The sequence below is a fragment of the Streptomyces sp. NPDC018045 genome, from assembly GCF_044327445.1.
Lineage (GTDB): Bacteria > Actinomycetota > Actinomycetes > Streptomycetales > Streptomycetaceae > Streptomyces.
Genome location: NZ_JBIRFL010000004.1, coordinates 458,626 through 473,054 on the forward strand (window position 1 = coordinate 458,626; position 14,429 = coordinate 473,054).

Consider the following 14,429-nt stretch of genomic DNA (forward strand, 5'->3'; position numbering starts at 1 on the left):
CGACCGCCCGGACACGGCGGAACACGGCGGCGCCCGGCCGGTGTCCTGCGGCATGATGGCGATCATGATGGAGGAACGCCTGCCCGATGCGGCAGAGGTGGCCCGGCTGGCCCAGGAGGTCGTGCCCGGCGTGGGCGCCGCGGACGTCCGGCCCATCGGTGAAGGCGGCGACCACGCGTCCTGGTGGGTGGGCCCGGAGCATGTGGCGCGGTGTGCGCTGGGCTCGGGTGGGTCGGAGCGGCTGCGCCGGGAGGTCGCGCTGCGCGAGCTGATCGGCGGGCGGACCGGCGTTCCGGTGCCCGTGAGCGTGGCGAGCGGGGACTGGGCCCGGGGGCGCGCGTTCACCCTCGACACCCGGCTGGACGGGGTGTCCGCCGAGCGGCGCCAGGTCCCGGCGGCGGGCGAAGCCGATCTCGCGCGGCTGCTCGTCCAGCTCGCGCAGGTGCCCGTGGCGGACGCCGAGGCGCTGGGCGTACCGCCGGAGGCCCCGCGCAACATGCCCGGTCTGCTGCGCCGGGCCTCGGCGGCGGCGGAAACCGTGGCGGCGCGCGGCGAGTTCGACGGCGCGTGGCTGCCACGGCTGCGCGTGCCAGGGGCGGAAGCCGCGACGGCTCCCGGCACCCTGGTGCACAACGACCTCAAGGGCGAGCACCTGCTCGTGACCGAGGACGGGTGGATCGGCGGCGTGCTGGACTGGACGGACGCGGTGACCGGCGACTCCGCCGAGGACGTCGCCGGGCTCGCGATCTCGGTCGGTGCCGTGGCCGCCGTACGGATCGCGACGGCCGCCGGATTCGGCCCCGGTGCGTGCGCCCGAGCGCTGCAACTGGCCCGCTGCGACACGCTGACGCTCCTCTCCGACCGGCTCCGCGGCCTGGACGACAGCCCCCTGCCGCTGCTGCGCACGCAGTTGCGGCGGGCCTGGGAGCCGACTGACCTGGACGGGCCGGGAGGCGCCTGATCCGCTTACGCCCCCTGGCCGTGGCAGTGCCCACCCCCGCCGCTCTCGCGCGGCAGGTCCAGCGTCGGGTTCCGGTCGAAGAACCCGGCCGGCCGCAGCGTGAAGCCGCAGCGGTCGACCGGCATGACCGGCCAGTCCTCCAGGCGCGGCAGGTGCGTCGGCCCGAAGCAGTGCCAGAGCGTGAGGGCGGTGTTCTCCAGGGACTCGCCGGGGCGTGACCACTCGGGGACACCCGCGCCGCCGGGGTGCTGGTTGGGGTGGTCGCCGTCCGGGTAGCGCCGGTCGGCCGCGCTGCGGGTGATCCACAGGTGCTTGGTGGCGTAGGCGACCCGCGCGGCGACCGGGGACCCGGGCTGGGCGAGCAGGGCGGGGCCGGACACCTGCGGGGTCAGGGTGTACGCGACCGGCTGCCCGGCCCGGTTGCGGGCGCGGGGGTTGGTGATCCGCCAGCGGCGCCCGGCGGCCGGGTCGGCCGACCGTCCGGCTTCGCCGGAGTCGGTGACGGGCGTGGCACGGGTGGTGAAGGCGTTGCCGTTGGGATTGTCCGGTCCCATGGGCAGCCGGACGATGTCGACCTCCTCGACCGTGTTCGCGTGGCCGTCCACCGCCGGGTCCAGCCGGGCACAGAACAGGTGCTGGTGGTACGGCGCCTGGAGGCCGGGGGCGACCTCGGTGGCGTACGGGGAGACCGTGCCCGGCTCGGACGCCGCGGTCTGCACCAGTCCGGTGGACTTGACCTCGAACTCGATGCCGCCGTCCTGGTACAGGTACCAGTAGAAGCCGTAGTCGTAGTTGCCGAGCGTGGCGATGTACGAGACGACTAGGCGGCGGGAGCGGCGGCTCTCGGCGGTGAAGCCGTCGAACATGTCGGTGTGCTTCCACAGGAGTCCGTGGTCCTCCTCGTGGACGCAGATGGCGTTGGGCAGCGTCTGCGGGGTGCCGTGGTCGTCGGGGACGACGGCGTCCACGTACACGATCTCGCCGAGGCAGTCGCAGCCCAGCCGCAGCGCGTTGGCGTTGCGGCCGAGGGTGTACTCGCCGACGTCCAGGTAGCAGATCCAGTTGCGGTCCGCGCCCGGGTCGGCGTACGGGACGGCCATCTCGGCGAGCGAGGCGCGGTGCAGTACGGGGCGTACGCGGTCGCCGTCGCGGTAGGACAGCTCGTGCAGGACCAGGCCCTCGCGGGCGTTGAAGTCCAGCCGCAGCGACCAGTTCTGCCAGGTGAGGCGGTGGCCGTCCAGGGCGAAGGAGGGGCCGTCGGGCTGGCTGATCTCCAGCGCCCTGAGATCGGTGCGCGCGGGGCCGTGGAACTCGGCCGCGTAGCGCCCGCATTCGGCGGGCACCGGCGGCGCCCCGGTGTCGACGAGCCGGACGACCCGCCGTTCGGTCAGGTCCACGTCGGCGACCAGGCCGCCGACGGGGTGTGCGAACGGGTTGTCGGCCGCGTCGCAGCGCAGGAACGTCAGTGAGCGCAGCATCCGGCGCCCGGTCTCCTCGGCCCGGCCGAAGTTGCCGGCGGCCAACGGCGCGCAGACGGCGAGCGAGGTGTCGGTGATGCCGCGCTCGGCCATCGCCTTGCGCCAGCCCGGGTCGGCCTTGACGATCGCGTCGCAGCGCTCGTACTCCTCGAAGAGGATGGGCGGTTGGCCGTCCGCCGCGGGGTCCAGCGGGCGGTGGGCGAGCAGGACGCGGGCGGTGACGTCGACGACCGCCTCGGCACCGGCGCCGGTCGCGGTGTCCAGGAGCGTCACCCGCACCCGGCGGACGACCGGGTCGCCGGGGCGGTGGGCTTCCACGGTGTGCCGGTCCGGTTCGTCCGGCAGCACCAGCGGGAAGCGGGTGGTGTCGCCCACCAGTCCCTCGCCGCACAGGACGTCACGGGCCGCGGTGATCTCGTCGGCGGTCAGTGGGTCCAGGGGGTGCGGGGCGGGCGGGTGCGGTTCCGTCGGGCTGTGTGCCATCGTCAGCTCTCCTCACGCGGGGTCGTCGACAGGGACGGCACGCTCGCCGCCTTCTCCAGTTGGAACGCCTCGTTGCCCAGGCCGATACGGGCGTGGACCCGCGGGCGCCGGGCCCGCAGGACGCGGCCGTACCCGAGCCCGACGAGGGCCGCCAGGCCGATGACGCCGGGCAGCACCCAGCTCGGTGCCGAGCCCTTCTCGGCGCCGACCAGGACGCCGAAGTCCTTGACCGCGTAGACCAGTACGGTCAGCAGCGCCAGCGCGGCCAGCCCGGCGGCCAGCAGCCGCCCGGCCTGCGCCCGGCCCGCTCCGCGCCGTAGGAAGAACGCGATGACCGCGACGGACGCGGTGGCCATCAGCACGATCACGCCGAGCGCGCCCACGTTGCCGCCCCAGGTGAACAGCTTCAGCACGGGGGTGGCGGGGTCGCCGTCCGGCGTGCGGTCGGTGAGCGCGAAGGCGCCCACGACGAGCAGCGAGATGACGGATTGGAGCAGCGAGCCGAGCGCGGGCGCGCCGCTGGTCCTGGCGGTACGGCCGAGCGCGGCGGGCAGCAGGCCCTCGCGGCCCATCGCGAAGGCGTAACGGGCCACCACGTTGTGGAAGCTGAGCATCGAGGCGAAGATGCCGGTCACGAAGAAGAGGTGCAGGAGGTCGGTGAAGGTACCGCCCAGCCGGGGGCCGGTGAGGGCGAAGAGCAGGCCGGGGCCCTCCTTCCCCGCGGTGGCCACGACGTGGTCCGGGCCGGTGGCGACGCCGATCAGCCAGGAGCTGAGCGCGAAGAAGACCGCGACGAAGCCGACGGCGAGGAACATCACCCGCGCCACGACCGTCTGCGGCCGGCTGGTCTCCTCGGCGTAGACGGGGGCCTGCTCGAAGCCGACGAACGCGGCGACGGCGAAGCACAGCGCGGTGCCCAGGCCCGCGCCGCCGAGGGTGGCCGGGTCGAAGGCGTGCAGCGACAGGCCCTGCGGGCCCGGGGCGGCGGCGAAGGCGATGTCGAGGACGGTGATCAGCACGACCTCGACGGCGAGCAGCACCCCCAGCACCTTGGCGTTCAGGTCGATCTTCAGCGCGCCGAGCACGCCGATGAGGACGACGCCGAGCAGCGCGGGCACCCACCAGGAGACGGTGATGCCCAGGTGCTTGCCGAGCAGTGCGGTCACCTCGAAGCCGAAGATCCCGTAGATGCCGAACTGCAGGGCGCTGTAGGCGGCGAGCGCGACGAAGGACGCTCCGGCGCCCGCCGTGCCGCCGAGGCCGCGCGCGATGTACGCGTAGAAGGCACCCGCGTTGTGCACATGCCGGCTCATCTCCGCGTAGCCGACGCTGAACAGCGCCATCACCACGCCCAGCACGACGAACAGCAGCGGCTGCCCGACGATGCCCATGACCTGGTACGTGGTGACCATGACACCGGCCACGACCATCAGGGGCGCGCTGGCGGCCAGGACGGACAGCAGCAGGCCGGGCGTTCCGATGCGGCCGGCGCGCAGGGCCCGCTCCTGGCCCTTGAAGGTACTGATCTCCCCGGAGCCGCCCGGTCTGCCCGTACGTCCCGGATTGCCCTTGTTTCCCGTACTGCTCGTCAGCATGGCGCGGAGGTGTCCTTTCCGTGGAGCGCGGAGGCGGGGGTGCGCGTCGTGCGGGGTGCGGGTGATGCGTGATGGTGCGTACGGCTGTGGCGCGTGGTGCGTGATGGTGCGTACGGCCGTCGTGCGTGGTGCCGCGTACGGTCGTGGTGCGTGGTGCCGGGTCGTGCTGCGTACGTGGTGCGGACGCCGGGCGGGGCCGGGCGCCGGGGTCAGGCGGTGCTGAAGGCCGTGGCGCGGGCCGCCTTGAAGACCTTGCGGGCGTCCCGGTCGGGGTAGGACCAGGGGGCGGCGGTGACGTGCGGGCCGATGCGGTGGAAGAGGGCGGCGGCCTCCGCCATCCGCCCCTCGTGGTACTTGGCGTGGGCGAGGAAGTTGAGGTCCACCTTGCGGCGCGGGTGGCCCTCGCCCTCCCACTCCAGCCACCAGTCGAAGGCCGCCTTCATGACCTGGCGGGCGCGGCGGGTGGACCAGTGGCCGGAAGCGGCCGGGTCCGCCGGTTCGAGGCCGGCGGCGGCCAGCGCGCGGTAGCGCTCCGCGTGCGCGACGACGGGCAGGATCGCCAGCGGCGAGTCGGCGGGGGCCTGTTCGGCGGCCCAGTACGCGAAGTCGTAGACCTGGTGCAGCGGGTCGTCGGCGCCGTTCTGCTGCTCGGCCAGGCAGGCGGCCATCAGGTGGTGGGCGTGGTGGTGGTCCGGGTGCCGGGCCCGCACCTGGTCGAAGGCGTACTCGCAGGCGTCGGGGGTGCCGCTGCGACGGGCGAGGATCAGCAGGCCCAGCCACGGCGTCGGGTCGCGGGGCGCCATCGCGGCGGCGAGCCGGCAGGCCTCGCGCGCGGCGTCCGCGCTGCTCCTGCCGCGCAGCGCCTGGAAGACGAGGGCGCAGGCCAGCAGGGTGGCGGCGTCGGCGCTGTCCGGTTCGGCGAGCCGCCAGTCGCCGGCCCAGGCCGCGCTGGCCGGGCCCTCGGCGAGCACCACCAGCCGGTGGCCCCGCAGATCCCAGTCCGTTCCGGTGTCGGCCAGCAGTGTCCGCACCCGGATCCAGCGGCCGTGCGCCAGGGCGTCGACGGAGGCGGCGAGCTGGACGTCGTCCAGGGCCGGGTCGAGGACCGGCGCGTCCTTGCGGCGGGACCGGCCCAGCGGTGGGGGTGGCGGCGGGGTCACGGGCAGGAACACTCCACGACGCGCTTCACCTCCGGACGCGCCGCGTCCCGGGCGCGTAGGTGCGGGATCGGTGCACTGATCGACACCGTATGGTCACGCACAGCAAAGCGGCAGGCGCAGCTTCACGTCAAGGCTGTACGGAGAATGGCCGGAATGCCAACTCCCTTGCTTCTCCTCCCACTTGCCGACCAGGGGGCGGGGCCGCCGCAGCCGGCCGCCGGGCGTCACCGGCGGGTGCGCGCCCGGCCGCCGCCGTCAGCCCACCGCCTCGGCCGCCGCCCGTCCCGCCGTACGCCCCGAGAAGATGCAGCCGCCCAGGAAGGTGCCCTCCAGGGACCGGTAGCCGTGCACGCCACCGCCCCCGAAGCCCGCCGCCTCCCCGGCCGCGTACACGCCCGGCAGGGGCTCGCCGCCCTCGGTCAGCACCCGCGAGGACAGGTCCGTCTCCAGGCCGCCGAGCGTCTTGCGGGTGAGGATGCTCAGCCGTACGGCGATCAGCGGGCCGGCCCCGGGGTCCAGCAGCCGGTGCGGGGACGCGGTGCGGATCAGCCGGTCGCCGAGGTACTTGCGCGCTCCGCGCAGGGCGGTGACCTGGAGGTCCTTGGTGAAGGAGTGGGTCATCTCGCGGTCGCGCGCGACGATCTCGCGGCGCAGTGCGGCCTCGTCGAGCAGGGGCTCCTTGGTGAGTTGGTTCATCCTCCGTACGAGGCCGCCGAGCGAGCGCTCGACGATGAAATCCGCCCCCCGGTCCATGAACGCCCGGACCGGGCCCGGGGCGCCGGGCAGCGCCCGTTGCAGCACGTCCCGTACGCTCCGGCCGGTCAGGTCGGGGTTCTGCTCGGAGCCGGAGAGGGTGAACTCCTTCTCGATGATCTTCCGGGTGAGCACGAACCACGTGTGGTCGTACCCGGTCCGCATGATGTGTTCGAGGGTGCCGAGCGTGTCGAAGCCGGGGAAGAGCGGCACCGGCAGCCGCTTGCCGCGCGCGTCCAGCCACAGCGGCGACGGGCCGGACAGGATGCGGATGCCGTGCCGGGGCCAGATCGGGTTCCAGTTGTCGATGCCTTCGGTGTAGTGCCACATGCGGTCCCGGTTGACGATCCGGCCGCCGGCCGCCTCGGTGACGCCCAGCATCAGGCCGTCCACATGGGCGGGCACCCCGGACAGCATCCGCTCCGGCGGCCTGCCCAGCCGCTCGGGCCAGTTGGCGCGCACCAGGTCGTGGTTGCCGCCGAGGCCGCCCGAGGTGACGATCACCGCCTGTGCCCGCAGCTCGAAGGCGCCGGCCACCGCACGGGTGCTGGGCGTGCCGCGCTCGGCGTCCGACGGTTCCAGCACCTCGCCGCTGACGGTGTCGACCACGCCCGCGCTGCGCGTCAGTGCGGTGACACGGTGCCGGAAGCGCAGCTCCACCAGGCCGCGCGCGACGCCGGCCCGCACCCGCCGCTCGAACGGCTCGACCAGGCCGGGCCCGGTGCCCCAGGTGATGTGGAAGCGGGGTACGGAGTTGCCGTGCCCGGTGGCCGCGTAGCCGCCGCGCTCGGCCCAGCCGACGACCGGGAAGAACCGTACGCCCTGCCGGTGCAGCCAGGGGCGCTTCTCCCCCGCCGCGAAGTCGACGTACGCCTCGGCCCACCTGCGCGGCCAGTGGTCCTCGGGGCGGTCGAAGGCCGCCGTGCCGAGCCAGTCCTGCCAGGCCAGCTCGTGGCTGTCGCGGATGCGCAGCCGCCGCTGCTCGGGCGAGCCGACGAGGAAGAGGCCGCCGAAGGACCAGTGCGCCTGGCCGCCGAGGCCGCTCGCCGGCTCCTGGTCCAGGAGGATCACCTTGCGCCCCGCCTCGGCCAGCTCGGCGGTGGCCGCGAGGCCCGCCAGACCCGCTCCGATCACGATCACATCAGCGTCGTAGGCGTCGTAGGCCATGTCTGCCCGTCTTTTCCCTCGCCGCGGCGCCGGAGGACCCGGCCGCCGTCGTGGCTACCGATCCTCAGCGCGGGCGCGCAGCACGTCAACCGCGGAATCCGGTGTCACGCGTACGGGCGCCTGGGCGCAGCCCTTGACCGGCATGCTCATGACCCGTGCATCCCGCGACCTGTGCAGATACCTTCTGACCAGGAGAAACAAGGCCCGGCACCCCTTCCTCTTCGCGGCCCCGCCGCGATACCTCTTCGTAAGGAACCCGCACGATCCACCGAAGAGCGAGGGATGCCATGAACCCCGCACACAGCACCGGCCCCGCACCCGCGCAGGACGCCGCGGCCGGGGCGCGCGAAGACGCCTGGTACGTCGACGACCGCTGCACGAACTGCGACGTCGCCCGGCAGCTCGCCCCCGATCTGATCGTCGAGTCCGGCGGCCGCTCCGAGATCGTCCGGCAGCCGCGCGACACCGCGGAGGAACAGCGGCTGCACGCCGCCGCGTTCGCGTGCCACACCCGCTCCATCCGCCACCCCACCCGCCGGCTCGACCCGGCCCTCGACCCCTATCCGCTCCGGCTCGGCACCACCGACGTCCTGCTGTGCGGACACAACTCCCAGCACACCGCCGGGGCCAACTCCTACCTCCTGCACCGCCCCGGCGGCACGCTGATGATGGTGGACACACCCCGCTGGAACGAGCCGCTGGCCGCCCGGTACGAGGCCCTCGGCCCCATCACCGACGTCCTGCTCACCCACCGGGACCACGTGGCGCACGGCCGCCGGTACGCGGACCGCTTCGGCGCACGGCTGTGGATCCACGAAGGCGACCTGGACTCCGTGCCCGACGCCGACCACGTCCTGCGCGGCACCCGGCCCACGGAGATCGCCGGGGGCGTGCTCGCCCACCCGCTGCCCGGCCACACCGAGGGCAGCGTGCTCTACGTCGCCGACGAGCGGTACTGCTTCAGCGGGGACAGCTTCTACTGGTCGCGCACGACCGGCGACATCGAGGTGGCGGACACCGTCACCTGGTACTCCATCGAGGAACTGGCCGCCTCCCTGGCCCGCACCGCCGCCGGGCTGCGCTTCGAGTGGCTGCTGCCCGGCCACGGCGGACGCAAGCGGCTGCCCGCCGACGAGATGGCCGCCCGGATGCGGGGGCTGACCGCCCGCACACGGGAGTTGCGGCCGCGGCCGGTCGATTTCACGGCGGTGCGGTGGTGAGGGGGGAGCCGGTGCCGGGATGAGGCGCGGCCGGGGAGCGCGGGAACGGTCCTGCGCCGTCTGGCGCTCCCACCGTTGACAATGCGCAGCATTACAGTGGCCGCATGGCAAGGACGTCAGGGGCCGGGACCCGGGGGAAGCCGCTGCGCGTGGCGGAGGAACTCTTCGCGGCGCAGGGCGTCGACGGCGCCCGGTCCCGGGACATCGCGCGGCTGGCCGGGCAGCGCAACCCCTCGGCCGTGCGGTACCGCTCCGGGTCATGGGCCGGGCCGCTGGACGCCGCGCCGGCCGGGCGCCTGGCCCGTACGGAGGCCCGGCGCTGACCCTGACCGGCGCGGCGCCGGCCGACCGGGCGCGGCAGTACCTGGACGGCGCCCGTCCGCCGACGTACGAGAAGGTGTTCCGCGCCGACCTCATGGGCACCACGGTGGCGTTCCTGCCGGCTCCCGTGGCCCCGTACCCGTGACCGGGGGCACGTACCCGTGACCGGGGGCACGTGCCCGGTGCCCGACCGCGCCCGTGACGGGGGCCGGAATCCGTAACCGGCCCCCGCGCCCGCACCAGTGACCGGCCCCCGCGCCCGTATCCGTGACCGCAACCACACCCCCCTAGGCAAGGAACCGAACATGCCCGACCTGCACGGCAAGAACATCATCATCACCGGTGGCGCACGCGGGCTGGGAGCCGCTGCCGCCGAGCAGGCGGTCGCGGCCGGCGCGCACGTCGTCCTCACCGACGTCCTGGAGGACGAGGGCCGGGCGACGGCCGAACGGCTCGGTGAGCGCGCCCGGTTCCTCGTGCACGACGTGACGTCACAGGACGACTGGCAGCGGGCCGCCGACTTCACGGCCGAGACGTTCGGCGGCATCGACGGCCTGGTCAACAACGCGGGCATAGCCACCGGGCAGCCGCTGGAGTCGATCTCCGTGGAGTTCTTCCGCGAGGTCCTCGACGTGAACCTCACGGGCGTCTTCATCGGCATGAAGACCGTGATCCCGGCGATGCGCGAGCGCGGTGCCGGGTCGATCGTGAACATCTCGTCGGCGGCGGGCCTCATGGGCCTGGCCCTGACCGGCGGTTACGGCGCCTCCAAGTGGGGCGTGCGCGGCCTGACGAAGATCGGCGCGGTGGAACTGGGCACGGAACGGATCCGGGTGAACTCCGTCCACCCCGGCATGACCCACACCCCCATGACCGCCCGGGCCGGCATCGAGAAGGGCGAGGGCAAGTACCCCAACACGCCGATGGGGCGGGTCGGCGAGGCCGAAGAGATCGCGGGCTCGGTGGTGTTCCTGCTGTCCGACGCGGCCTCCTACGTCACCGGGGCCGAGCTGGCGGTGGACGGCGGCTGGGCCGCCGGGCCGACCGTGCGCTACGTCATGGGGCAGTGACCCGCGCCGCCGGACCCGCGCCGTGCCGGCCCCGGCGGGCTGCTCGTATGGGGCGTGGACAGCCCACCGCGACGGAGCGCGGAAGGAGCGACGGTTGGCGGGCGGCAGGGAAGCACCTTCCCGGCAGACGGACGGCACGGAAGCACCGTCCCGGCAGGCGGGCAAGCGGCCGTCGGAGCGGCGCCGCGTAGGGTTCTGGCCATGATCCTCACCGACAGGCTGCGGTCGATCGGCGCGGGCGTACGGCTGTGGTTCGCGCCGGCGCGCGTCCGCGAGGAAGGCACCACGCCCGACTACCGCTTCTCCCTCGCCAACGAACGCACCTTCCTGGCCTGGCTGCGGACCGGGCTCGCGCTGGTGGGCGGCGGGTTCGCGGTGGACCAGTTCCTGCCCCGGCTGCACGACGCGCTGCGGGTGGCGTTCACGGTGGTCCTGCTGGTGGGCGGCGCGCTGTGCGCGGTGCGCGCGGTCAACCACTGGGTGCGCTGCGAACGGGCGATGCGCCGCGGCGAGGACCTGCCCGCGTCCCGCTTCCCGGCCGTGCTGGCGGTCGCCGTCGGCCTGCTCGCGGCGGCGATGGTCGTACTCGTCGCCGTCGGCTGGACGCGCTGACCGATGGCCGGTTCCCGGCGGCAGGAGGAGCCGCGCACGGACCGGGGCCCGGGAGCGCGACCGGCCCCGGAACCGGGCCCGCGGCCGGCCCGGGACCCCGGGCTCCAGCCCGAGCGCACCCGTCTCGCCTGGCGGCGCACCACCCTGTCCTGCACGCTGGTCGCGATCCTGGCGGGCCGTCAGGTGGTGCGCCACCACGGCCCCGGGCCGGTGGTGATCGTCGCGGGGGTGCTGGTGCCGCTGGTGTGGATCGCGTTCCTGGCCGCGGCCCACCTGCGGATGCGGGCGATGTGCGCCGGCCGGCCGCCGGTCCTGCCCGCCCGTACGGCGCTGGCGCTGGCGGGCTGCGTCTGCGCGCTGGCCGTTCTCGGCGCGGTGATCCTCGTCTGAGAGCCCGCGGCCGGTCGCCACGGATGCGCCCGCCTCGGCTTCCGCTCGCCGCCGGCCCCGGCCGCTCCTGCCGGCCGGGTGACCCACGCCCCACGCACGCCCCCTGGACGCCATACCGACTAGTCGGCATGATCGTAGCGGCCCGCCCGCTCCGGCCGGTCGGCGCACGGCGGCCGGGCGCCGGGCCGGCCCGGCCGTCCGACCGGGACGGCCGCCCCTTCCCCGTACGGAGGAGCACGATGAGCAAGGGCACCCCTCCCCCGCGGCCCCCGGCGCGGCCGGGCCCGCCGGGCCTCGACCTGGAGCGGCTGCGGGACCATCTGGACCGGGAACGCCCCGGATCGGTGCGGGGACCGCTGGAGGCCGAGCTGATCGAGGGCGGCCGGTCCAACCTCACCTACCGGGTCACCGACGGCACCGGCCAGTGGGTGGTCCGCCGCCCGCCGCTCGGCCACGTCCTGGCCACCGCGCACGACATGCGGCGCGAGTTCCGGGTGATCAGCGCGCTGCACCCGACGGCGGTGCCGGTCCCCGAGGCGCTGCTCCTGTGCGAGGACGAGGCGGTCCTCGGGGCGCCGTTCTACGTGATGGAGCTGGTGGCGGGCACGCCGTACCGTACGGCGGAGCAGCTCGCCGCGCTGGGCCCGGAGCGGACCCGTGGGGTGGTGCTCTCGCTCGTCGACACGCTGGTGGCGCTGCACGCCGTGGACCCGGCGGCGGTCGGCCTGGCCGACTTCGGCCGGCCGGACGGCTTCCTGGAGCGGCAGTTGCGCCGCTGGGGCAAGCAGCTCGCGGCGTCGCGCGACCGCGACCTGCCGGGCATCGACGCCCTGCACGAGGCGCTGGGCGCGGCGCTGCCCGCCTCCCCCGCGCCCGCCGTCGTGCACGGCGACTACCGGCTCGACAACGTCCTGGTCGGCGCCGACGACCGGATCACGGCGGTGCTGGACTGGGAGATGTCCACGCTGGGCGATCCGCTGACCGACCTCGGCCTGCTGGTGATGTACAGCGAGCAGGAGGACGTGCCCGGCTCGCCGATCGCCACGACGCGCGGCGCGCCCGGCCATCCGGCGGCGGCCGAGCTGATCGAGCGGTACGCGGCCGGGTCCGGGCGGGACGTGTCCGGCATCGCCTGGTACACGGCGTTCGCCTACTTCAAGCTCGCCGTGATCCTGGAGGGCATCCACTACCGCTTCACGCTCGGGCAGACCGTCGGCGCGGGTTTCGACCGGATCGGCGAGCTGGTGCCGGTCTTCATCGACCGCGGCCGGGCCACCCTCGACACCCTGACGACCGCCAAGGAAGGCTGAGGCACCCTGATGGACTTCGCATTCGACGCCCGCACCGAAGAGCTGCGGGGCAGGCTGCTGGCCTTCATGGACGAGCATGTGCACCCGGCCGAGGAGACGGCCCACGAGCAGCGGGCGGCCCTCGCGTCGCCGTGGGACACCCCGGCGGTGGTGGAGGACCTCAAGGCCGAGGCGCGCAAGCAGGGTCTGTGGAACCTGTTCCTGCCGGACGAGGAGTACGGGGCGGGGCTGACCAATCTCCAGTACGCGCCGCTGGCCGAGATCACCGGCCGCAGCCCGCAACTGGCGCCGACCGCGCTGAACTGCGCGGCGCCGGACACCGGCAACATGGAGGTGCTGGCGCAGTTCGGCTCGGAGGAGCAGAAGAAGCAGTGGCTGCGGCCGCTGCTGGCGGGCGACATCCGGTCGGCGTTCGCGATGACCGAGCCCGACGTGGCCTCCTCGGACGCCACGAACATCGAGACCCGCATCGACCGGGACGGCGACACGTACGTCATCAACGGCCGCAAGTGGTACATCTCCGGCGCCATGAACCCGCTGTGTCAGATCTTCATCGTGATGGGCAAGACCGACCCGGAGGGCGCCGACCCGCGCCGCCAGCAGTCGATGGTGCTGGTGCCCCGCGACACCCCGGGGCTCGAAGTCCGCCGCGCCATGCGGGTGTACGGCTACGAGGACCACTACCACGGCGGTCACGCCGAAGTGGCCTTCCACGACGTCCGCGTACCGGCCGGGAACCTGATCGGCGAGGAGGGCGGCGGCTTCGGCATCGCGCAGGCGCGCCTGGGCCCCGGCCGTATCCACCACTGCATGCGGCTGATCGGCATGGCCGAGCGCGCGATCGAGCTGATGTGCCGCCGCGCGGTGTCCCGTACGGCCTTCGGCAAGCCGCTGGCGCGCCAGGGCGTCGTGCAGCAGTGGATCGCGGACGCGCGGGTGGCCGTCGAGCAGTTGCGGCTGCTGGTGCTCAAGACCGCGTGGCTGATGGACACCGTCGGCAACAAGGGCGCACACACGGAGATCCAGGCCATCAAGATCGCCACGCCGCGTACGGTCGTGGACATCCTCGACCAGGCGGTGCAGTTGCATGGCGCGGGCGGCGTCAGCCAGGACTTTCCGCTGGCGGAGCTGTGGGCGGCGGCCCGCACGCTGCGGCTCGCGGACGGCCCGGACGAGGTGCACCAGCGCTCGCTCGCACGCCGGGAGCTGAAGCGCTACATGTGACGCGGCGCGGGCCGCCGGGCGCGCCGACCGCGACGACGTGCGGGCGCCCGGCCCCCGCTCATGGCCGCAGTGCCCGCAGCAGCAGGTCGGCGAGGTGGTCGGCGACCTGCTGCGGGGTGAGCGGGCCGTCCTCGCGGTACCAGGTGCCGAGGTGGTGCACCGACCCGAAGTGGTAGTCCACGACCAGGTCGGCCGGGGTGGCACCGCTGAACACCCCGGCCCGCTGGCCCTCTTCGACCAGCGCGCGGAACCGTTCGTGGTAGCGCCGCCGCTCGGCCCGTACCTGCTTGTCCTTCTCGGGCGACAGGTGGTGCATCGAGCGGAAGAAGATCTTCGTGTCGTCGAGGTTCTCGATGGTGGTGACCACGACGTCCGCCGCCGCGTCCCGCAGCCGCCGCTCCACGGGCGCGTCGGCGCAGGCGAAGTGGTCCAGCCGCTCCTGCTGGAGCCGCAGCACCCGCCCGTACACCTCGTGCAGCAGATCGTCCTTGGAGCCGAAGTAGTGGTACAGGGCGCCCTTGGTGACGCCGGCGGCCTCGACGATCTCCTGGACGGAGGTGCGGTCGTAGCCCCGCTCGGCGAAGAGCTTGGTGGCGGTGGCCAGCAGCCGCTGCGCCACGGGCTTGGAACTCCCGCCGTCCTTCGTGCCGGCCATCGCCCTCACCTGTCCCTCGTGCGTCGTGCG

Annotated in this window: 13 protein-coding genes; 8 read left to right on the top strand and 5 right to left on the bottom strand. The window is 74.2% G+C overall.

Annotated features, from left to right (window positions below; genetic code table 11):
* The first annotated feature begins 64 nt into the window (after nt 1-64).
* Entirely contained in the window at nt 65-961 is an 897-nt protein-coding gene (locus tag ACH4EB_RS12930) for a phosphotransferase family protein (RefSeq protein ID WP_398347461.1), read from the top strand.
* Nucleotides 962-966: 5 nt separating this feature from the next.
* Here the strand turns inward: ACH4EB_RS12930 and ACH4EB_RS12935 are convergent, their stop codons facing one another.
* The 4 genes from ACH4EB_RS12935 to ACH4EB_RS12950 all read right to left on the bottom strand — a co-directional run bounded on the left by ACH4EB_RS12935 (nt 967) and on the right by ACH4EB_RS12950 (nt 7,597).
* Nucleotides 967-2,922, bottom strand: coding sequence for a primary-amine oxidase (locus tag ACH4EB_RS12935; protein WP_398347462.1), 1,956 nt, complete (start codon nt 2,920-2,922; stop codon nt 967-969).
* A gap of 2 nt (nt 2,923-2,924) precedes the next feature.
* Complete coding sequence (locus tag ACH4EB_RS12940) at nt 2,925-4,517, bottom strand: APC family permease (protein WP_398347463.1); 1,593 nt, start codon at nt 4,515-4,517, stop codon at nt 2,925-2,927.
* A gap of 209 nt (nt 4,518-4,726) precedes the next feature.
* Nucleotides 4,727-5,677 (bottom strand): hypothetical protein, encoded by a 951-nt coding sequence (locus ACH4EB_RS12945; protein ID WP_398347464.1) that lies wholly within the window; start codon nt 5,675-5,677, stop codon nt 4,727-4,729.
* A 255-nt stretch (nt 5,678-5,932) separates the two neighbouring features.
* Nucleotides 5,933-7,597 (bottom strand): FAD-binding dehydrogenase, encoded by a 1,665-nt coding sequence (locus tag ACH4EB_RS12950; protein WP_398347465.1) that lies wholly within the window; start codon nt 7,595-7,597, stop codon nt 5,933-5,935.
* A 287-nt stretch (nt 7,598-7,884) separates the two neighbouring features.
* On the opposite strand from ACH4EB_RS12950, the gene ACH4EB_RS12955 reads away from it, so the two are divergent.
* The 7 genes from ACH4EB_RS12955 (at nt 7,885) to ACH4EB_RS12985 (ending at nt 13,744) form a co-directional block, all read left to right on the top strand.
* The gene (locus ACH4EB_RS12955; protein ID WP_398347466.1) at nt 7,885-8,817 is read left to right on the top strand and encodes an MBL fold metallo-hydrolase; all 933 of its coding nucleotides are present in this window, start codon (nt 7,885-7,887) and stop codon (nt 8,815-8,817) included.
* 104 nt (nt 8,818-8,921) lie between these two features.
* Nucleotides 8,922-9,140, top strand: a complete 219-nt coding sequence (locus tag ACH4EB_RS12960) for a hypothetical protein (protein ID WP_398347467.1) — start codon at nt 8,922-8,924, stop codon at nt 9,138-9,140.
* 303 nt (nt 9,141-9,443) lie between these two features.
* A complete protein-coding gene (locus tag ACH4EB_RS12965) occupies nt 9,444-10,208 on the top strand; it encodes a glucose 1-dehydrogenase (protein ID WP_398347468.1) in 765 nt (254 codons plus the stop codon).
* Nucleotides 10,209-10,409: 201 nt separating this feature from the next.
* Nucleotides 10,410-10,820 (top strand): YidH family protein, encoded by a 411-nt coding sequence (locus tag ACH4EB_RS12970; protein WP_398347469.1) that lies wholly within the window; start codon nt 10,410-10,412, stop codon nt 10,818-10,820.
* 3 nt (nt 10,821-10,823) lie between these two features.
* Entirely contained in the window at nt 10,824-11,210 is a 387-nt protein-coding gene (locus ACH4EB_RS12975; RefSeq protein ID WP_398347470.1) for a DUF202 domain-containing protein, read from the top strand.
* A gap of 239 nt (nt 11,211-11,449) precedes the next feature.
* A complete protein-coding gene (locus tag ACH4EB_RS12980; RefSeq protein WP_398347471.1) occupies nt 11,450-12,520 on the top strand; it encodes a phosphotransferase family protein in 1,071 nt (356 codons plus the stop codon).
* Nucleotides 12,521-12,529: 9 nt separating this feature from the next.
* Nucleotides 12,530-13,744: an acyl-CoA dehydrogenase family protein gene (locus ACH4EB_RS12985; RefSeq protein WP_398347472.1), complete on the top strand. Its 1,215-nt coding sequence runs from the start codon at nt 12,530-12,532 to the stop codon at nt 13,742-13,744.
* A 58-nt stretch (nt 13,745-13,802) separates the two neighbouring features.
* On the opposite strand, the gene ACH4EB_RS12990 is transcribed toward ACH4EB_RS12985, so the two are convergent.
* On the bottom strand, nt 13,803-14,399 hold the full coding sequence (locus ACH4EB_RS12990) for a TetR/AcrR family transcriptional regulator (protein ID WP_398347473.1): 597 nt from the start codon (nt 14,397-14,399) through the stop codon (nt 13,803-13,805).
* Between the last annotated feature and the right edge of the window lie 30 nt (nt 14,400-14,429).